Annotated in this window: 20 protein-coding genes; 2 read left to right on the top strand and 18 right to left on the bottom strand. The window is 36.0% G+C overall.

Annotated features, from left to right (window positions below; all coding sequences use genetic code 11):
* Positions 1 to 147: 147 nt before the first annotated feature.
* The 15 genes from QFZ31_RS22370 to QFZ31_RS22305 all read right to left on the bottom strand — a co-directional run bounded on the left by QFZ31_RS22370 (position 148) and on the right by QFZ31_RS22305 (position 16,064).
* On the bottom strand, positions 148 to 1,356 hold the full coding sequence (locus QFZ31_RS22370; protein ID WP_307307057.1) for a hypothetical protein: 1,209 nt from the start codon (positions 1,354 to 1,356) through the stop codon (positions 148 to 150).
* Between the two features lie 6 nt (positions 1,357 to 1,362).
* Positions 1,363 to 2,286 (bottom strand): glycosyltransferase family 2 protein, encoded by a 924-nt coding sequence (locus QFZ31_RS22365; RefSeq protein ID WP_307307054.1) that lies wholly within the window; start codon positions 2,284 to 2,286, stop codon positions 1,363 to 1,365.
* 21 nt (positions 2,287 to 2,307) lie between these two features.
* Complete coding sequence (locus QFZ31_RS22360; protein ID WP_307307051.1) at positions 2,308 to 3,396, bottom strand: glycosyltransferase family 4 protein; 1,089 nt, start codon at positions 3,394 to 3,396, stop codon at positions 2,308 to 2,310.
* A gap of 184 nt (positions 3,397 to 3,580) precedes the next feature.
* On the bottom strand, positions 3,581 to 4,528 hold the full coding sequence (locus tag QFZ31_RS22355; RefSeq protein ID WP_307307048.1) for a capsular polysaccharide synthesis protein: 948 nt from the start codon (positions 4,526 to 4,528) through the stop codon (positions 3,581 to 3,583).
* A gap of 38 nt (positions 4,529 to 4,566) precedes the next feature.
* Positions 4,567 to 5,400: a LicD family protein gene (locus tag QFZ31_RS22350; protein ID WP_307307046.1), complete on the bottom strand. Its 834-nt coding sequence runs from the start codon at positions 5,398 to 5,400 to the stop codon at positions 4,567 to 4,569.
* The gene (locus tag QFZ31_RS22345; RefSeq protein WP_307307044.1) at positions 5,397 to 6,587 is read right to left on the bottom strand and encodes an SDR family NAD(P)-dependent oxidoreductase; all 1,191 of its coding nucleotides are present in this window, start codon (positions 6,585 to 6,587) and stop codon (positions 5,397 to 5,399) included. Before QFZ31_RS22345 ends, QFZ31_RS22350 begins: the two co-directional genes overlap by 4 nt.
* A gap of 20 nt (positions 6,588 to 6,607) precedes the next feature.
* A complete protein-coding gene (gene cps2T, locus QFZ31_RS22340; RefSeq protein ID WP_307307042.1) occupies positions 6,608 to 7,867 on the bottom strand; it encodes a beta 1-4 rhamnosyltransferase Cps2T in 1,260 nt (419 codons plus the stop codon).
* Positions 7,868 to 8,041: 174 nt separating this feature from the next.
* Complete coding sequence (locus QFZ31_RS33870; RefSeq protein WP_373459927.1) at positions 8,042 to 8,119, bottom strand: DUF1972 domain-containing protein; 78 nt, start codon at positions 8,117 to 8,119, stop codon at positions 8,042 to 8,044.
* Between the two features lie 156 nt (positions 8,120 to 8,275).
* Positions 8,276 to 8,893, bottom strand: a complete 618-nt coding sequence (locus QFZ31_RS22335; RefSeq protein ID WP_307311736.1) for a sugar transferase — start codon at positions 8,891 to 8,893, stop codon at positions 8,276 to 8,278.
* 82 nt (positions 8,894 to 8,975) lie between these two features.
* Entirely contained in the window at positions 8,976 to 9,869 is an 894-nt protein-coding gene (gene galU / locus QFZ31_RS22330) for a UTP--glucose-1-phosphate uridylyltransferase GalU (RefSeq protein WP_307307039.1), read from the bottom strand.
* 304 nt (positions 9,870 to 10,173) lie between these two features.
* On the bottom strand, positions 10,174 to 10,938 hold the full coding sequence (locus QFZ31_RS22325; protein ID WP_307307036.1) for a tyrosine-protein phosphatase: 765 nt from the start codon (positions 10,936 to 10,938) through the stop codon (positions 10,174 to 10,176).
* 102 nt (positions 10,939 to 11,040) lie between these two features.
* Positions 11,041 to 11,745, bottom strand: coding sequence for a CpsD/CapB family tyrosine-protein kinase (locus tag QFZ31_RS22320; protein ID WP_307307033.1), 705 nt, complete (start codon positions 11,743 to 11,745; stop codon positions 11,041 to 11,043).
* Positions 11,735 to 12,493, bottom strand: coding sequence for a YveK family protein (locus QFZ31_RS22315; RefSeq protein WP_307307031.1), 759 nt, complete (start codon positions 12,491 to 12,493; stop codon positions 11,735 to 11,737). The genes QFZ31_RS22320 and QFZ31_RS22315 overlap by 11 nt, the downstream gene beginning before the upstream one ends.
* A gap of 513 nt (positions 12,494 to 13,006) precedes the next feature.
* Positions 13,007 to 13,732 carry a LytR/AlgR family response regulator transcription factor gene (locus QFZ31_RS22310; protein ID WP_307307029.1) on the bottom strand — a complete coding sequence of 242 codons (726 nt, stop codon included), beginning with the start codon at positions 13,730 to 13,732 and terminating at the stop codon, positions 13,007 to 13,009.
* 271 nt (positions 13,733 to 14,003) lie between these two features.
* Positions 14,004 to 16,064, bottom strand: a complete 2,061-nt coding sequence (locus QFZ31_RS22305) for a PAS domain-containing hybrid sensor histidine kinase/response regulator (protein ID WP_307307027.1) — start codon at positions 16,062 to 16,064, stop codon at positions 14,004 to 14,006.
* Positions 16,065 to 16,275: 211 nt separating this feature from the next.
* Here QFZ31_RS22305 and QFZ31_RS22300 point away from each other — a divergent pair, with 211 nt between their 5' ends.
* Positions 16,276 to 16,476 (top strand): hypothetical protein, encoded by a 201-nt coding sequence (locus QFZ31_RS22300; RefSeq protein ID WP_307307024.1) that lies wholly within the window; start codon positions 16,276 to 16,278, stop codon positions 16,474 to 16,476.
* Here QFZ31_RS22300 and QFZ31_RS22295 read toward each other — a convergent pair whose 3' ends face one another.
* On the bottom strand, positions 16,477 to 17,211 hold the full coding sequence (locus QFZ31_RS22295) for a LytR/AlgR family response regulator transcription factor (protein ID WP_307307021.1): 735 nt from the start codon (positions 17,209 to 17,211) through the stop codon (positions 16,477 to 16,479). It abuts the gene before it with no gap.
* Between the two features lie 235 nt (positions 17,212 to 17,446).
* On the opposite strand from QFZ31_RS22295, the gene QFZ31_RS22290 reads away from it, so the two are divergent.
* On the top strand, positions 17,447 to 18,211 hold the full coding sequence (locus tag QFZ31_RS22290) for an SGNH/GDSL hydrolase family protein (RefSeq protein ID WP_307307018.1): 765 nt from the start codon (positions 17,447 to 17,449) through the stop codon (positions 18,209 to 18,211).
* A 37-nt stretch (positions 18,212 to 18,248) separates the two neighbouring features.
* Here QFZ31_RS22290 and QFZ31_RS22285 read toward each other — a convergent pair whose 3' ends face one another.
* Together QFZ31_RS22285 and QFZ31_RS22280 are read right to left on the bottom strand one after the other, a co-directional pair.
* The gene (locus QFZ31_RS22285) at positions 18,249 to 18,404 is read right to left on the bottom strand and encodes a LytR family transcriptional regulator (protein WP_307307015.1); all 156 of its coding nucleotides are present in this window, start codon (positions 18,402 to 18,404) and stop codon (positions 18,249 to 18,251) included.
* Between the two features lie 71 nt (positions 18,405 to 18,475).
* Positions 18,476 to 18,631, bottom strand: a complete 156-nt coding sequence (locus QFZ31_RS22280; RefSeq protein WP_307307012.1) for a hypothetical protein — start codon at positions 18,629 to 18,631, stop codon at positions 18,476 to 18,478.
* Between the last annotated feature and the right edge of the window lie 40 nt (positions 18,632 to 18,671).

Here is an 18,671-nt window from a genome sequence, read left to right as displayed (position 1 = left end):
GTTCCCAGTATTATTTGCCACATCATTTAACCATGGATTAATTAATTCCATAACAGCTGTTCCTACAGCCTCATCGCCAAAATTATGGTTGCTAATTAACAACTAAATTTCTATATAATCTCTCCTTGGGTTATACAAATATATTATTTATATGGATTCCTCTTTTTGCTTTTCAAATTTATCACTCCAGCTTTGCTCGATTATTGCACAAACAAGAGCAAATGAAATATTTGTCACATAACTATAGGGGAATAATGTATAAATTCCAAATAAACCACATAATAAGAAGAAGAAGCAATCCCTGCGTCCAGACCTTCTTGCGTCTTTTAATAAACGAATATGTGAAATTATCATCCATGTAATAAATGCAAATCCGTAGTAAAAAAATAAACCAAAAATACCGTTATCATTATAATAAATGCCTTCTAGGTATCGAATTCCAGTAACTGTCGGTCTCCAATCAAGATTTGCATAACCACTTCCAAATAATGCGGATAGCGGACTGCTCATTGTTTGTTCGATGTAGAATACTCTTCCCACTTCTCTGATTGCAGTACCAGCATCTTGGGCTGTTTGTCCAAACATTGATTCCAATACAACCTGACCAATACCTGATACCATAAAAGCACATCCAGCAAAAAGTGCTACGCCGATTAATGCAAGTTTTCTCCAGGTGGTCTTATGCGAAAGAATGGCAATCAAAGTAACAGCAAATATTATGGTCAAGTTCATACGAGACTTGATAACAAACAACTCGATAAATAATGTTGCTGCTATCATAAAAAAGTCAATAAATCTTATCTTATTTCCATCTAAAACATTTTTCAAATGGAAATAGTAAGACATTAGAACAAAATACATAGAAATGTATAACCGAATAGACCCATATCTTATATTATTCTGTACATGCATGAACAATAGGTTATTACCCAAAAAGTACTGAGCAAGTATCAAACATATAAAAATAAAATTCAATTTACTCAGCAAATCGAAAACTTGTTCAATTTTAAGCCTTCCAGATTTAAATAACCGGCTTAATGGAAAATACATAAGCATGGCCATAATCCAATGTCTTTGCGCTCTAATACCTAATAACAATGGCTGACCATAACTGAGATACGCCATATAAGAAGATGTCAGTACCAAAAACAACGGTAGGATAAAAATCCAAGTGTACTTTCTTTTCTCAGTGATTCTGCACTTATAAAAAACATACACCATAAAACCAACTTCTAGGAGCACTGCTATATCACCTGTCGGAACAATAGATGTATCTACCAAATAGAAACACTGGAGGTTAAAGAAGATAATGGTTGCAATGAAAAGTAAATATTTGTTAACTATAAAACTTTTCATTATTATTCATCTCCTCCGTATAAATTCCACTATACGATGCCTAATTAAAAATATTTTTTTAAATAAGAGAAAGTTAATTTTTGCAAGAGTCAGCACTATTCTCGAGCACTTTTTATACTCTTCATAATAATATAAATTAGACTCGAAAGAGCATTCAATTCCCTTCAGTGCTGACATTGCCTTCTTAACTGTCTGCCCATGATCATGGATAATAGTCAAATCATCCAAGAAATATGTGGTATAACCGCATTTTACCAATCTCTCACTAAGTATAATTTCTTCAGCATACAAAAAAGTGTTTTCATCGAACATTCCGGCATTCTTAAAAGCATTAGCACGAATAAACATAAAACAGCCAGTTACCCAACAACAATTTTTACTTTCGTTTGTATAGTCTACATCAGAATACGGAATTTTTAACAGCATATTCCAATAATATAATATCAACCTAGATACAGCACTTTTCACTTTATGTGGACTTTGGCATTGCCCTTGAGGACTTATAATTTTAGGACCAATTACCGCACAATTCGCCATGCTATCAAAGAGTTTTGTAATATTAACTAAATCCAGTTTTTCTTCAATGATTAGGTCATTATTACTTAAGATATAATATGAGTCCTCATAAAATTCCGTTGCCAATACTACTCCTAGATTATTTCCTTTAGCGTATCCAAGATTTTTACCGGTGCGGCAAAACATTATTTCGTTGTTTTCAAAAGTTAGTACACTAATTTTGGCACTATTAGAGTAATAAGTCTTCGCCTTGCCGAATTCACTCTTCAGCAAATCCTCGGCATTGGCCTGGTCCCCATTCTCTATAATGATTGTATGGATACCATCCTCATGAAACAGTTTCTGCTTGCACTGCCGAATGTATTCAATGGTTTTTTCTACTGTATTGTAATCAACGATTATTAATGAATACATTTTTTATCCTTTCCAACTCCGTCAATATGTGTAAACCTTTATCAATTTCTTACACATATTGACGATATCAAAACGTTTTTGAATTCTATTAATTTCATTCTGTGCCTGCTTTTTTATTAAATCGTAATTGTCTATTACATAAGATATCTTCTCTGCCAATTGCGCACTATCTCCCACATCAAAAAGTTGATTCGGATTGCTTACCATAATTTCAGCTGGTCCATCTAAATTGCTTGCGATACAAGGTATTCCCATTGCCATGGCCTCTATTAAGGAAATACCAAATCCTTCAAATCTGGATGGAAGTACAAAAATATCTATAGTTCTTAAAAGTTCCGGGATATTATCAACATTTCCCAAAAATATGATATTATTATCTATGCCACGTTCCATTATTATTCTTTTTAAATTCTCAAATGCCTTTTTATGGCTATTATCATATCCTCCAGCGAAGTAACAAACTACATTTGGGTATTTTTTACTAATCAGGTCGATTGCTTCAACTAAAATATCCTGACCCTTCTTTTCAGGCATAAATCTTGCAACATTACCAATGACGATCTTATCTGGGTTATATCTTCCAGATGATTTACTGGAAAACTTTTCAAGATTTATGGCATTGTATACAGTAACAACCTTTTTTGCTTTTGCGCCGTGTTCAACTATATCCTTTTTTACAGACTTCGAAATAGCAACGAAATTATCACAAAGAATATTTCGCAATATGATCTTCCATTTTGCTAATTGCCCATACTGCCCAACATCGTGTATTGTATGAACAATCTTTGTCTTTCTAAACAAAAATGGTTTCAATATTAATATTTCAGGAATATCCAAAGAATTGCAATGTACTATTTCAATTTGATTATCTTTGATATACTTCGTCACTCGACGTATTGTATCAATCTTACCGCCACTGCCAACTGGACGTTTCTGCAACTCAATATGCACTTTTCTGTCAAGAGTATTCAAAACTTCTTCTGAATAAAGATTATTCACCACATATAAGTATACTTCATGTTCTTGTGAAACCATCTCATTACAGATATCCGCAACTAATCTTTCTGTCCCACCCACTGTATATGAGAATAGTAAGTACATTATTTTCATAGCTCAATTTTCCTTTTATTAATAGATTCATCCTTACCACCAATATCTTTTGCCAGATTACCACCTACAACCAAATTAGCAGGAACATCTTTTGTTACAAACCCCTATGTGCCCCCATTATGAGCATTGTCCAAACTCTTTTAATTCTATTTTTCTACGATTCCGCTTCATATTGCAATCTCCCTCATCTGAACAGCACATCATAATATGTACCACTCAGTTTTGTCTGTTCGTCTTTAAATTTATATGTCATCTTATGGAACGGCGCCTGCCCTTTTATTGCTTCCCATATCCGTTTGTCATACTGATCAAACAATCTCAACAAAAGGATATGCGGTGTTGCATTATCACTCGGAACAATCTTTTTCCACTCTTCCTGATAATGTTCAAAGACGATAGAAATAAAATCATGCAGTAGGAAATAGTCTAGCATTTCTGTATTCATCTTCCAATATTCATAACAAAGATATCGAATAGCCATTAGCATTTTATTATTCGTAGTGGCGCTCATAAGCCAACTTGAAGATAGATGACTATGTCCATCTCGTCCAGGCTTCAGACACTGATATAAGAACAGATCCGAGTCGAAGTAATAATCCGGAATAGTATCTCGTTTGCATGTACAGAATACTGTGGCATCTAGCCACAGTCCTCCATGATTGATCAGCAATTCCAACCGAAGCAAATCAGTCATGTGTGTATGTGTGATTTGGCCTTTTTCCCATTTATCAATGATGAAATCCGGGAACTTCACATAATCTGCTATATTATCGGCAGTAATTAGAATAATTTCCCGATCGGTAAGATTCTCTTGCAAAGACTGGAAACATTTTTGGACTAATGCAGGCGCATTTTCCATTCCTTGAAACCAGCATACCCATACTTTATTGCTCTGTTCATGTGGTAAAGTATAATCATAATCCTTATCAAAGGCAGCCAATCTGCTTTTATATTTCTTTTCCAGCTTCTGTTTAGCTTTTAGCTGAGTAGAAAGGCGTAATATTTCCAATGCGGTTCGGCTTTTTCCCAAAAGCAAAAATACCCCCAACGCTGTGAATAATGCTCCACTCTGCCAGTATCTCTTAAGGAGCGTTATTCCGCCCTGTTTTTCAAATGTTTGTTTTAACCCCATTTTGGTAAAGTCCCCTTTCTACTTGGCAGAGCAAATCTTTATTCTTCAACCCTTTTGCCGTGTATTTCTAAAATTCTAAAATGAGTCTTTCTCTTATCTTCAGGTGGCAATTGCATATAGTCGCCATACGTATATGTTAAATACTCATCATACATATCCATGCCACGGAGCTGAATATCCTCAAACTGATAGAATTTGCCCTTTCCATAGAACTCAGCAGGTACAATTTCCTTGGTACGGTACGCTCCCATGATATTTCCAATGTACTTAGAATCTTCAATTCTCTGGCTCTTAAGCAACTTATCAATTTTGCATTTTTGCTTATATGGAGTGGTCATCTTTTCAACAGGGATGCATTCCATAACCCACAGTAATGCTCTTTCTGCTATTCCACGAGGGCGTTTCCTATCAATTGAATCCTTATAACAAAGAGACATTAATGCACGATGATATAAAACTCTGAAGAAGTAAATCTTTCTCAAAACCTTATTGTTTGGCGTACCATCTACCGGAAAGATATCAATTGAAGCATTGGTATACTTATTTTCATTTCCAATTCTTTCTTCTACAACCTTAGTCTTTGTGTCCAGTATTCTAGTAATATAGTAGGGATAATTAGGATCAGTATGATAATTTACAAGTTTTAAATACGAAGACAACTCTCTAGGAGCAACTTCTAAGAACTTGTCATAATCTTTTCGGGGTATTCCCAAATCAATGTCATCATCCCACGGAATAAACCCCTTGTGACGGATAGCTCCCAGCATTGTGCCACCCAACATATAATAGGTGAAATCATGCTTTTCACAGATGGCTATCACTTCTTTTACAATATCTAAATCAACCTGATGGAGCATATCCATGCTGTTCATATTGTTACCTCTATATCTCTATCTATGTCTTTGGTTTTTACTAACACAGCCTTTCTAATCTCTGTGCTGCTGGTTCCTTGCGTATATGGGAAGTATACAATATCAACGCCTTTATCTCTGAAGTATTCCTCATATCGATTAAAACGCTCTGTTCCTTTGTAATCACTACCAACAAACAACTTGGTATATCGCCACAAATCCCATGCGTCACTATCTTCAGGGCAAGACTGAACAACTTTATCCACATACTTAATTGATCCGACAATAACTTTTCTCTCTTCAAATGGAATAAATGTTTCTTTACCCTTATGAGCAGCGCTCGGATGGACACCCACAATCAAATAATCGCACTGTGCTTTTGCTGCTTTTAATAAATTCAGATGACCGACATGGAATAAATCAAATGTTCCAGATAAATAACCAATTCTTACTCTCTTCTCGTTGAAAACCCGTCCAGATGCCTTTTTATAATTATAGCTATATAAACCATATTCATGAGGATCTGCATTGTAGCGTTCCAAAACACCTTTATAGACTTCATTATAGTCTGGTATAAACAGCTCATCAGAACCAAAAACATGCCCCACAATCTGCTCTGCCAAATCAGCTGTTAATTCAATATTATTAGAACCACCATTAAATTTTGTTCCTTTTATAGATCCTGGTGAAACATTTAATATACGATTAGTAACACCAGCGGCTTCAAGCTCAATGTTCACACTTTCAACAAAGCGACATACGCCAGCTTTAGATGCTGCATATACGGAAAACATAGGAGAGCTACATAAACCAGCAATGCTTCCCATAACACCACAATAAAAAGGTGTGTTACTCTTTATTTTTTCATAGAAGATTCGCATGATTTTGATTGCAGATATTGTATTCACCTTCAACATGTTTTCAATCTCTGCTGTATGAAGAAACTCAAAATCTGCAACTCTACCGAAACCAGCAGTAATCATCAATATTTCTACTCTCTCATCTTTGCTGAGTATTTCAAAAACATCCTCATTAAAATCAAGAAGATTGCACTGATAATATGTGTATGAGTTACTGTCTTTCAGTACATCATGATTAGGCTCACAAATATCCAAAATGCAAGCATGGTATCCTTTACTGATTAAATTTTCAGCTATTGCGAGGCCAATTCCATTACTTCCTCCGACTACAACTGCCTTTTTCATCATTTTCATTCCTTCCACAACCATCACTGAGTTACACGCAAAAACAGTTTTTCATATTCATCTACAATTTGTTCCCAACTATATGCTTCTTTAATTCTAGCCTTAGCTTTCAACCCAAATGCTCTGATCTCATCAGCATTCATTTGATCTGCTTTGTTAATGCACTTAGCAAGATTGCCATCTTCTTTGCTCCAGTATATAGCTGCATCCTTACCTACCTCTTTGTTGAAACCAACATCAAGAAGCAAGTTTAAATCCGTACTTCCGAGAGCTTCAAGAAGACTTGGATTGGTACCACCAACTTCATGACCATGTAAATAACCATATGCATTTTCACGAATTTTCTTAAGCAATTCCTGATCGTAAACAGTGCCAACGAACTTAATTCTCTTATCAGATCTAAAATGAAGTTTATTCTCCAATTCTTCCAGGAAAGAGTCATTTGCTGTGGTAATAATTGCAAATTCCTTATCACTCTTGCTCTTAATAAATTCTCTGATCATTGTTTCGAAATTATTTTCTGGAACGAATCTACCAACTACCAAGTAGTAACCCCTAGCTGATAGTCCTTTTTCCTTCAACCAACCAAGATACTTTTCATCATTATCTGCCAGGATACTCGGCTTAGTATCAGTTCCATAAGCAATAAATTCGGTCTTCGGATTATAATTTCTATAATCATGCTGGATGTACTTTTCAATATTAACCGAATCACAAACGAGAAGATCAGCATACTTAACCATCAACTTTTCAGAAATCTTCCAATACTTTCTAACAGGTGCAGACCATTTTGCTCTCTTCCACTCATGGCCATCTGGATTGACATACAACGTTCCACCCAGTTTTTCAATTTCCTTCTTGAGCCCACCAATGAAAGGTCCAATACGACATGCCAGCACATAGAAAATTGGTTGCTTAATTGCCGGACGCTTTTTACAATACTCAATGCACAACTTCAATGCAGCAATATCATAATAAATAGCCTTAGCTGCACCAATATTCGGCACCTTAACATTGAAGCATTTTGCTCCGTTATATTCATACCTAATATTATCATCACCAATACGGGCTACATGATAACGGATTTGTTCAGAAACCTGATATTCGGTCAATTTTTCAACAAAGGTCTCAAACCCACCATATGCTGCAGGAATTCCCTTGCTACCGACTATAAAGACCTGCTGTTTTTCAGTGGTGTATTCAGGATTGGTATTGTGCTGTTCCAGCACATGAACTTTCTTACCATTAACCTCTATAATCGTCATTTCCTTACTCATCCTCATTCCCTGGATCAATCTCTTCTAAAAACATCGCGTGTATAAACCTTTTCAGCTACATCATCCAGACAGCTATCGTATCTGTTCGCAACTATGGCATCACACATACTCAAACTCATCATAATTTTCAGCTAAGCAGGCTACATGACATTTTATAACCATTGATTTCTTAAACTCTGTTTATTTATCCACAAATGTTTCAAACCCACCATAATTAAAGGGTATACCCTTACCTCCAATTACAAATAAATTCTTCATGTTTGACGTCGATCACTCACTTTAGGTTAATTATGAATAAAATCCTAAGTTGCTTAATAAAAAGGTAAAAAACCATGTCAACTATATTTAAGTTATTTTATAGATTCATAGAAACTTTTATCTAAATATGAGTATTATAAGCATCCCTTTTATCATCTAATAGGCATTCTTTGAACCAAATAATACAAGTACTGTTTTAAAAATAATTTTTAAATCAAAAAGAATTGAACATTTTTGCATATATTCGAGGTCCAATTCCACCATCTCATCAAAACTAAGGCTATTTCTGCCGCTAACCTGCCAGAGCCCCGTACAACCTGGAGTGACTAGTAAACGCTGCTTGTCGTACTGAGTGTATTCAGCTACTTCCCGTGGTAGTGGCGGGCGTGGTCCCACCAGACTCATATCACCTTTAAGTACATTAAAGAGTTGCGGTAGTTCATCAATACTTGTTTTTCTGATAAATTTCCCCACTCTGGTAATCCGCGGATCGTCTTTCATTTTAAACATCGCACCGGAGATTTCATTCAACTTTAACAGTTCTTCTAATTTCTCCTCAGCATTCGATACCATCGAACGGAATTTATACATTCTAAATGCCTTGCCATTTAAGCCAACACGTTTCTGGGAAAAGAAGACTGCGCCTTTTGGATCCTCAAGTTTGATTAATAAAGCGATAATCATAAATAGAAGACTTAAAATAATAATTCCAAATAATGAGCCGGTGATATCGATAAACCGCTTAGTAAACAAATATATTTTTCCATCATTCACATTTACAGTTGTATGTTGCTGTCTATCAAAATAGGCAGATTCTTGATTTACTAGATTCGACACTCCTGATCCTTCTTTCTCCCTATAAGGTGACTTTTTCTTTATCTAATGAAGAAACTAGATTTTTCAAGTAATCTATCATGTCATCATGGAGGTCTTCGTGCTGCAATGCAAATTCAATGGTTGTCTTAACAAATCCGAATTTTTCTCCAACGTCATAACGTGTTCCTTCAAAGTCATAAGCAAAAACTCTTTGGATTTCATTTAATTTTTGAATGGCGTCTGTTAATTGAACTTCGCCACCTGCCCCCTTTTCCTGACGGTCAAGGAACATAAATATTTCAGGAGTTAAGATGTATCTACCCATAATTGCTAGATTAGAAGGTGCTGTGCCTGGTTTCGGTTTTTCCACAAAGTTACTTACCTGATAGCGACGTCCCTCTTCTGAAGATGGGTCGATAATTCCATAGCGATGTGTATCTGAATCTGAAACGGTTTGAACACCGATAACAGAAGAGTAAGTATCTTCATATTGATTGATTAACTGTTTTAAGCATGGTGTATCACTTTGAACGATATCATCACCTAATAGTACGGCAAAAGGCTCATTCCCAATAAAGTTACGTGCACACCATACAGCATGTCCAAGACCTTTTGGTTCTTTCTGACGAATGTAATGGATATCTGCTAGATCGGTAGCATATTTTACTTTGTCTAGCAAATCAAATTTCTCTTTCTCAATTAGATTCTGTTCAAGCTCCATCGCATTGTCAAAATGATCTTCAATGGCTCTTTTCCCTTTACCTGTAACAATAATGATATCCTCAATACCAGAAGCTACGGCTTCTTCTACTATGTATTGAATAGTAGGCTTATCTACAATAGGTAATATTTCCTTTGGCATAGCTTTTGTTGCTGGTAAAAATCTCGTTCCTAAACCAGCAGCTGGAATAATTGCTTTTCTAACTTTCTTCACTATTTCATTCCCCCTCTATATTTTTCTTTCGTTAATCTAAATAATTTAGCAAAAAAATAAATACCTAATGGAAATGCAAGCGTTACCAGCTTATCCTTTCATTAGATATTTATTGTTTTATTATTAATCGGGCATCTAACCCGTCCTCACATCATGCTTTTGACGACATGCGTCTAAGGATTGGAAGATGTCCTTCCCTCCCACAGCATAACCGAGTGCCCCCATGGATAACGGACAGGGAACCTCGCCGTTCAGGGTTTTAAGCCTGATTAGATGTATAGGAATTCTGTAAACTCTCATCAGCCTAAAATAGGTTAAATATTTTTTTCTTTTTAATTCGTTCCGGATCTTCTTTGTGAACACTTAGTCCCTCAATCAGAAGAGCAGCGTTTTCTTCAAAATAGTACACTAACTCATTTCCGTACTTTTTTTCGATAGTTCCAAATGCTTCTCTCATTTTAAAAGTTCGATTTGTGATATTGTGAGCATCAGATGCAATGAAGTGAGTTAAATTTGCATCCACTATTTGGAGAGAGAAATTCTTGATTTTTTTTCCGAAGTCTCCGCAAACACTAGCAGCTGTGATTTGTGTCAATGCACCTTTTTTCACCAACTGATAAAGTAGTTCTGGACGTTCAATGATTTCCTGATTTCGTTCTGGATGGACAATCACGGGAATGAGTCCATTTACTTGCAGATCATAAAATAGCTTTTCCGTATACCTTGGGACATGGTTCGATGGAAATTCCACTAGTATATATGGAGTATGGTTAACAGGAAGGATGTCTCCTGCCTCGTATCCTTCAACCATTTCGCCATGAATTCGTACTTCCTGTCCTGGTAATACCTCTAAATCTATCTTTTCTTCACGTAATGCCTCGTTTAGTTCTTTTACTCTACTAATAATAGATAGCTTCGGATTTTCATAAGAACTAGTCAAATGATGCGGTGTTGCTACAATCTTATGAATTCCTTGTTCTACAGCTATCTTAGCCATATTAAGACTGTCGGAAAGAGACTGCGCGCCATCATCGACTCCAGGCAATATATGACAATGAATATCGATCATGAGCCACACTCTCTTTCCAACTAATTGTTATTTTTCTACGACAATATTCATCGTAACACCGTCGAAAGCCTAGGTAAAGGGGTGGAATTTGTCGAAAATCAGTTATTTTGCACCATAATAATAGTAATACTCATTGTTTTTTACTTCTTTATGGTTTAAGACAACCCCAACCAATTTGCTTTGTGCATTTTGGAGTAATTCCTTCGCCTTTTTCGCTTGGTCGATTTCCGTTTTACCACTAAAGACTACAAAAATGGAAGCGTCAACCTTATTCGCAAGAATTTGTGGATCCGCTACTGCTAATAATGGAGGTGTATCGAAAATGACATAATCAAATTGTTCACTCGCTTCTTCGATAAACTGTTCCATTGATTTCGAGCCTAATAGCTCAGCTGGATTTGGTGGAATAGGACCACTTGTTAAGATATATAGGTCCTTCTCTTCTGTATCTAAAACAGAACTGGCAAGTGTTGCTTGCTTTGTTAGTACAGTAGTAAAACCGAATAAATTATTAACACCAAAAGCACGATGAACAGTCGGTTTACGAAGGTCCGCATCTACTAACAATACTTTTTTACCTAATTGGGAAAATACTACCGCTAGATTTGCAGCTGTTGTCGATTTTCCCTCAGCCGGACCAGAAGAAGTTACCATTATGTTTTTAAGCTCCTTATCTACTGAGGAGTATTGAATATTTGTCCGAATCGTTTTATATTGCTCTGAAATCGGTGATTTTGGGTCAAGGGATGCGATTAACTTCCGACTTGGATCGGTTGTTTTAAATTTCTTGTTTTTCTTAAACGCCATGAGTTTCACCTCTTCCTGCCTTTCTAGTGCCTGCTGCCTTCCGTAATTTTAATTCTTCCATCTTTTGATCATCAATTTGGGCAATAACACCTAAAATAGGAAGCTCGAGGATTTTTTCAATATCCTGTTCGTTTTTAATCGTGCTGTCAAAGTACTCGAGTAAGAATGCTAGTCCAATAGACGCCATTAAACCAACAACAATCGCAATTGCCACATTTATAATTGGCTGTGGTTTAATCGGAGCCTGGTTTTCAGTCACCTTTGCTGGTGCAAGGATGCTAACATTATCGACTCTCTTGCCCATGATATTAACAATGTCTTTTTGGAACACTTCTACTGTTATATTTGCAATCTTCGCAGCCATGGCTGGATCTGGGTCTTGAACGGATACATTCACAACCTGGGAGTCCTTTTGACTGCTAACTGTAATTTTCCCTGCTAATTGCTCCGCGGTCATATCCAAACCCGCTTGGACAATAACCTTATCAAGGATACGAGAAGTCTTTATGATTTCATTATAGGTACTAATCAATTGTAGGTTTGTTTGAACTTCACTTGGACTGTAGAATGATTGCTCACTTGTTTCCTGGTTAACGAGAATTTGTGTCGAAGCCTGATAGATTGGGGTTAGAAAAAAGTAACTAATGACGCCGCTAGCTAATCCAGCTGTCATCGTAATGAGTATAATCATAACTAGTCGCTTTTTTAACGTCTCTAGTAATTCTTTTAAACTTATTGTCTCTTCCATAATATCCTCCCTATTACTTTGTACCTATTACTTTTCTTACAAAACAAAAAGTATTATATCATGAAACCCTGTCGCTATTTGTCGTTTTATGGAGAATGATGAATATTTATTTTTACTTTTTGTTTTATTAACATGATTTTTTTAAGATATACTTACAGATTAATAAGTAAAAACTCACAGCCTATCAATTAGATAATCATTGAAGGCTTGTGAATCACTTAACAATCTTAATATGATTTTTTGTAAAAAAATGTAGTTTTTTGTAATTGGAAAATATTTTACATCATTACTGAAATCATATCTTAAAAATCTCTTTGCAATTGCTTTTAACAAAACTTATAAAACCATAATAGGCAGAAAGTCAGTACTTACTATTTGATGATTGTTTTCTGACAGGATTGTAAGAATTATGTCTTCAGTATCGGGAACTTTTTATAGAAGTAAAGATTACAAACAATCATACAAAAAGGATCTCCTACTATAAAGGAAATCCCAGCCGGTTATAGGCTCATCTTATATTCCCATTAATCGATGCACCTCTTGTATCTTTAATTTCGAAATATATGCAAGCTTTTCAGGGACAGTAAATTCAGCTATATAGGTTTCTCCTAACGGTTTAATCTTGATGATTTTCCGTAAGTTCACCAAGTAGGAACGATGGGTCTTAAAGAAAAAGTCTGGTAGTCTGTCCTCCAATTCCTGCAGTGAATCATGGGATTCATAGCGTTCCTCTTCCGTATGGAGAATCGATTTCCTTCCTTCTTTTTCAATATAAAGAATATCTTCTATTGTAAGGTAAAAGATTACTTGATTCGATTTGATTGCCAGTTTATTTTTGATTACAGGCTTCGTTTCTGTTCTTGCACGTAATTGGAGCGATTGTTTTGCTTTTTCCAATGCGATAAATAAGCGGACCTTTTCAATTGGTTTCACAATATAATCGATTGCTGAAATATTGAAAGCCTCAACAGCAAATTCTTCAGAACCCGTTGTAAAGATGACCTGAAGGGAAGGAAGCATTTCTTTACAAATCTTCGCTGCCTCTACCCCATTTAGTAAGGGCATGTGTATATCCACTAAAACGATATTTGGCTTTTCCTTCATGACCACTTCTATGAGTTCTTTGCCATTAGAAGCTTGTCCAACTATCTTATATTCAGATAATAACTCGATAAAATAGGAAAGGAGGGTTCTAGAAGACAAGTCATCATCCGCAATTACTACTTTTAATTCTTCCATAAAACCCCTCCCTTATACCGAAGTTACCTTTTATTGTAAACACTTCATAGGGATTCAATACGAATGATTTAGAAACCATTTTGTCTTTAAAACGAAATAGTTTTTTACCTATCTATTGTATCTTTTCTCTTCAAATGTATCCATTCGACGAACACCATGATAGGGGCTTAAAACGGCATTTTAACTATTTGATGGGACAGTACATGTCATCAAAAGGACTTTTCACGACAAAAAAATACAAGTTTCTAACATTCCATAGAGCCATTTGTGCCTAGCGTAAATATTTTATGATCACCTTTATAAAAGTAAGAACGTCGAAAGGTTTTGTGATATAGTCCTTAAAGCCCTTTGCCAGGGTACGGTCAATATCCTCCTGCATGGCATTCGCACTCAGCGCTATAACGGGAATATCCGTCGATTGAGGATTAGATTTCAGCCTTTCAAACACTTCCACTCCATTCATATCAGGAAGTTGCAGATCCAAAAGAATTAAATCGGTTTTTTGATTCTCCGCTGCCCGGATCCCTTCAGATCCCGAGCTTGCCGTAAGTAATTTCATTCCCTTTATGTTATCAAGAATTTCAGCTACTACTTGTTGATTCCAAAGGCGATCTTCTATATAGAGAATGTTATACTCTTTGTTTTTTGGTAAGAGCATTTCATTTTTTTCGAGCGATACGGGGTGGTTCGTTTCATGTGTTTGCACCAACGGGATGCTAACCCAGAAATCACTACCCACCCCTAGTTGGCTCTCTACTCCAAGCTTGCCACCCATTAAGATTGTAAGCTGCTTAACAAGGGGAAGGCCAATCCCCGTCCCTTCTACGAATGGATTTTCAAGGCGGTAAAACGGTTCAAAAATTTCCGTTTGCGCTTCAGGCGGAATCCCTATTCCTGTATCTCGTACATGAATCGTCAGCAGGTCATCCTTGGATTCACAGCTGATGATGATTTCTCCATTTTCTCGATTATACTTAATACCATTATCCAGCAGATTCAACAGAATCTGTCTGAGCCTCATTTGATCAGCATAAACAAAATCATTTTCACATTCGTTCCGCTCTTTCGTTAGCGTAATCCCTTTGATATCAGCAGTTGGTCTTACTAAATTGATACATTCATCGATTACACTCGCTATATTAATGTTTTCAAATGATAGTTTTAGTTTTCCTGATTCTATTCTCGAAAGATCTAATACTTCATTAATTAAGTTCAACAAATGCCTTCCGCCTTTTAAAATTTCCTTAACGAAGGTACGTTGCTTCTCAGTAAGTGTTTCCTGAAGCTCAAGCAATTGTGAGAAGCCAAGAATTGCATTCAGCGGTGTCCTCAGTTCATGACTCATATTGGCTAAAAAAGCCGATTTAGCCTTATTCGCTTTCACTGCATCTTCTTTTGCCCTTATTATTCCTGTTTCCATCGCTTTTCGCTCGGTAATATCCTCAAAGACCCATAAATGCCCCTTTAGTTCTTCATCCATATAAAAAGGAAAATAGCTTCTTTGAATCAACCGGTCATTGCTCATTTCGACTTCATCCACCACAGGCATATTATTTGTTAAAATAACCTTCACTTTTTCCCGTTCTTCCTCACTATATTTATACGATGGATGATAGTATTTGGCAGCAGGCTGCCCGATCAAGTTCTGTCTTGGCTCGTTAATTCTAAATAACTCTAAGCATGGTCGATTTACGGCGACAATCTTTCGATCCGTATTGATAACAATGATCCCAATTGGGATACTATCAATGATCGTTCTTAACAATGCATTCGATTCTCTTAGTTTAATTTCAGTTTCTTTTTGCTTCGTAATATCCGTCATCGTCACTAAAACTTGGGGGACTTCTGTAGAATCACACGGTTCAAGAAGCTTTGTATTTAAAGATATCCATCTTGTTTTTCCAGTGCTTATAATGCCTATGACTCTTCCTGTTATCGATTCTCCCGTTTTTAAGGTAATCGCGACTGGATAATCTTCGAGTGCTAATGGATTTCCTTTCGTATCTACGAAAGGAAAGTTTGGTTCCAAAATGTTCAGCTTTTCATAAAAAGTCTCGCTATCCAAATTAAACATTTTATAGGCATTTTCGTTCAACGCTATTTTCTTGTGATCTGCCCCATAAAGAATCACACCCTCCGGCATCACACTTAATATATTCTTATATCGTTTTTCACTATTTTCGATTATCTCTTTTGCTCTTTTTATCTCTGAAATATCAATACCCAATCTGTATGAATTGAACAGAGTTTTCATTTTATAGATTTTATAGCAGGCAGCGATTAAGGCAATCATCAATAATAGGATAATCATCATAGCAAAATGTCCCACCACTCGATATCCCCCTTTACAAATATATCTCCACCATCTTATAGACTTACTATCCCCCAAAACAAATGATAGTTGCTAAATAAAGGTACTTCTTCTTTTCACATCATCCATTCCGCAGGTTAAATACGTAATGGGTCATTTTGCGACTAGGATAAATAATAGTAGAAATTTTATGTTATCATTTTGTAATATAATTAATTCTTAAGGAGTTCCGATGACTTATTTGCTAGTAATGATTGAAGAAACACAGCGCAAGCTGCAAAGAATTAGCAGATCGGTTTGGAATGACATCCGAAAAACCATTGAATGCTGCAAGCAATTAGATACATTTTTATACCTATTAAAACAAGCTCTACAAAATAAACACGACTACAAAAGGAAATTAATCTTCCCTTTTGTAGTCGCTCTTTTTTAATTAGGATAAAATTCTTGCTCTTACTTCATTAATTTTTAATTTAGAAATACCAGCATGCTTGTCAATATCCTTAAAAAAGGCAATAAAGGTTTCGTTTTGCTGCATGATCTGAGTAATCTTCTGTAAATTAATGATATAAGAACGGTGAGCTTGGAAGAAGGATTCATCCAGAAGGGTAGCTATCCTACTGATCGTTTCGTTCGTTTCATAGACTTCGGTATCGGTATAAATCAGGCACTTTTTCCCGGCCTTTTCAATAAAGTAAATATGATTCATCGGGATAATTAGCGTACAATTTACATCTCTTACCGCTAGAACATCCCTATTCACTTTTGGAAAGTGACTTTCCTTTTTCCTCTGTTCTAAGTTTATGAAGTTTTTTGCTTTCTCTAAAGCTTGATATAAGCGTATTTTTTCCACAGGTTTGACAATATAATCAACCGCTGCAATTTCAAAAGCCTCAACTGCAAACTCATCATACCCAGTAATAAAAATAACCTTCACATTGGGACAAAACGACAGACATTCTCTTATTGCCTTTACCCCATTTTTCTTTGGCATATTAATATCTGTCAGAACAAGATCCGGTTTCTTTACCATCACCTTCTCCACCAGTTCTTCGCCGTTCTCACACTGCCCGACTAGCTGAAAATCTGGCAGGTCGCTGATGAAGTATTTCATAATCTCGAGTGAAGCTAGATTATCATCTGCTAATAACACTTTAATTGGATTCATTCGCAAATTCCTCCGTTAATTACGTAACCAAAAGCTACATCCTTCACATTTCATCACACTTATAATCATACCAAAATCACATACCACTTCAGAGGAAACCTGGTATTTGATAAAAAATACCTGGTTTTTTGGGATTTTGTTAAAAAATGTAGATTTTTTGCGGGTGGAATTAATCATATCTTCGATAGTTTGCTATAATGAATAGGAAAAATCTATTAAGTATGGGGGTATATGGATGAAGTATTTTTTCACAGGCCTTTGGGGGTTAGTATGTTTAAGTGTGCTTGTGTATGGTCATATCCATTGGAATAAGGAGACAGCCGCCAATGCAGTCGCATCGACACCAGTAGTCCAACAGCAGGATTCACAGGAGTCCAATGAAGTGAACTTTGATCAATACTTGGCCCTTGCGGCGAATTGGCCCGAAACTGCTAAGCAGTCATTTAAGCAAGCCTTGGAAAGTGAGCAGCCCTTTAAAATCCTCTTTGTCGGGACAACCGCAAATCAATGGGAGGCAGAAGTCACTCAACGATTAACGGAAAATTACGGAAGTGAACATATTACTACAGCTATACATACATACGAACAGACATCAAAGGATATCGTTTTAGAAAATAAGCAGCTGGAGTTAGCAACTGAGAAAGCACAGGTCGTGGTCATTGAGCCGTTTTTGCTGAACGATAACAACAAAGTTAAAATAGATGTTACATTGGAAAATTTAACGAAAATGATTGCGGAGATTAAGGCTACAAACCCAGACACTACCTTTATCCTGCAGCCATCGTATCCAATCTATCTTCCGAAGTATTATTCTGATCAGGTGGAATCTTTAAAGGAATATGCTGCAGCAAACAACATCACCTATCTTGACCATTGGACTGCATGGCCAGCAAGTAATAATCCAGAATTAAACAATTATTTAAACGGAGAAAGTGGCCCCAACGAACTAGGCTACCAAATCTGGGCACAGTTCCTTGTTGACTATTTTGTAAATAAATAAGGAAGCCCTGCGATAGAGCATGCTTACTTATTTATTCTTAACAATTTTCATTTTTCAACTGAAGCTTTCGTTTCTTGATGTAGATTTGCAATGTTTTCTCCAGCTTTTCTAACTTCTCTATCGATTTTATATCTTGATTGATATAACGTAAAGATTTCTTAATGGATTTGGGCAATTGGTCAAAATCGATCAATATGTCACCGTCCTAGATGATTTTATCTTATATAAATAACTGTTTTTTATAAAATAGATGAGCGAACCTTTTTAGCTAATCATCATATTTTTTAAATCAGCTTTTAATTCTTCCATGATTTTTTCAAGGGTCATGCCGTTCTCGTTAACACCCTTGTCGTAAGCCTTTTTCACAATTCTAGTAAAATCAGCTTGTTTCGAGCTATTGCCTTTTGCATTAGCAGTCACTTTCAAATGTCCCCCTTCAAATTCTCTCTTAATTTAGTAT

This window comes from Neobacillus niacini, assembly GCF_030817595.1.
Classification (GTDB): Bacteria; Bacillota; Bacilli; order Bacillales; family Cytobacillaceae; genus Neobacillus; species Neobacillus niacini_G.
The sequence above is the reverse complement of the archived record's forward strand: the minus strand, read 5'-3'. Positions and strand labels throughout refer to the sequence as shown.

Excerpts from the sequence above, each read along its gene's own strand:
- QFZ31_RS22290 (WP_307307018.1), top strand. The coding sequence starts at position 17,447 with ATGAAGTATTTTTTCACAGGCCTTTGGGGGTTAGTATGTTTAAGTGTG.
- QFZ31_RS22350 (WP_307307046.1), bottom strand. The coding sequence starts at position 5,400 with ATGAACAGCATGGATATGCTCCATCAGGTTGATTTAGATATTGTAAAA.
- QFZ31_RS22315 (WP_307307031.1), bottom strand. The coding sequence starts at position 12,493 with ATGGAAGAGACAATAAGTTTAAAAGAATTACTAGAGACGTTAAAAAAG.
- cps2T (WP_307307042.1), bottom strand. The coding sequence starts at position 7,867 with ATGAGGATGAGTAAGGAAATGACGATTATAGAGGTTAATGGTAAGAAA.
- QFZ31_RS22370 (WP_307307057.1), bottom strand. The coding sequence starts at position 1,356 with ATGAAAAGTTTTATAGTTAACAAATATTTACTTTTCATTGCAACCATT.
- QFZ31_RS22345 (WP_307307044.1), bottom strand. The coding sequence starts at position 6,587 with ATGATGAAAAAGGCAGTTGTAGTCGGAGGAAGTAATGGAATTGGCCTC.
- QFZ31_RS22310 (WP_307307029.1), bottom strand. The coding sequence starts at position 13,732 with ATGGAAGAATTAAAAGTAGTAATTGCGGATGATGACTTGTCTTCTAGA.
- QFZ31_RS22295 (WP_307307021.1), bottom strand. The coding sequence starts at position 17,211 with ATGAATCCAATTAAAGTGTTATTAGCAGATGATAATCTAGCTTCACTC.
- QFZ31_RS22365 (WP_307307054.1), bottom strand. The coding sequence starts at position 2,286 with ATGTATTCATTAATAATCGTTGATTACAATACAGTAGAAAAAACCATT.
- QFZ31_RS22300 (WP_307307024.1), top strand. The coding sequence starts at position 16,276 with ATGACTTATTTGCTAGTAATGATTGAAGAAACACAGCGCAAGCTGCAA.
- QFZ31_RS22360 (WP_307307051.1), bottom strand. The coding sequence starts at position 3,396 with ATGAAAATAATGTACTTACTATTCTCATATACAGTGGGTGGGACAGAA.
- QFZ31_RS22325 (WP_307307036.1), bottom strand. The coding sequence starts at position 10,938 with ATGATCGATATTCATTGTCATATATTGCCTGGAGTCGATGATGGCGCG.
- QFZ31_RS33870 (WP_373459927.1), bottom strand. The coding sequence starts at position 8,119 with ATGAAGAATTTATTTGTAATTGGAGGTAAGGGTATACCCTTTAATTAT.
- QFZ31_RS22320 (WP_307307033.1), bottom strand. The coding sequence starts at position 11,745 with ATGGCGTTTAAGAAAAACAAGAAATTTAAAACAACCGATCCAAGTCGG.
- QFZ31_RS22355 (WP_307307048.1), bottom strand. The coding sequence starts at position 4,528 with ATGGGGTTAAAACAAACATTTGAAAAACAGGGCGGAATAACGCTCCTT.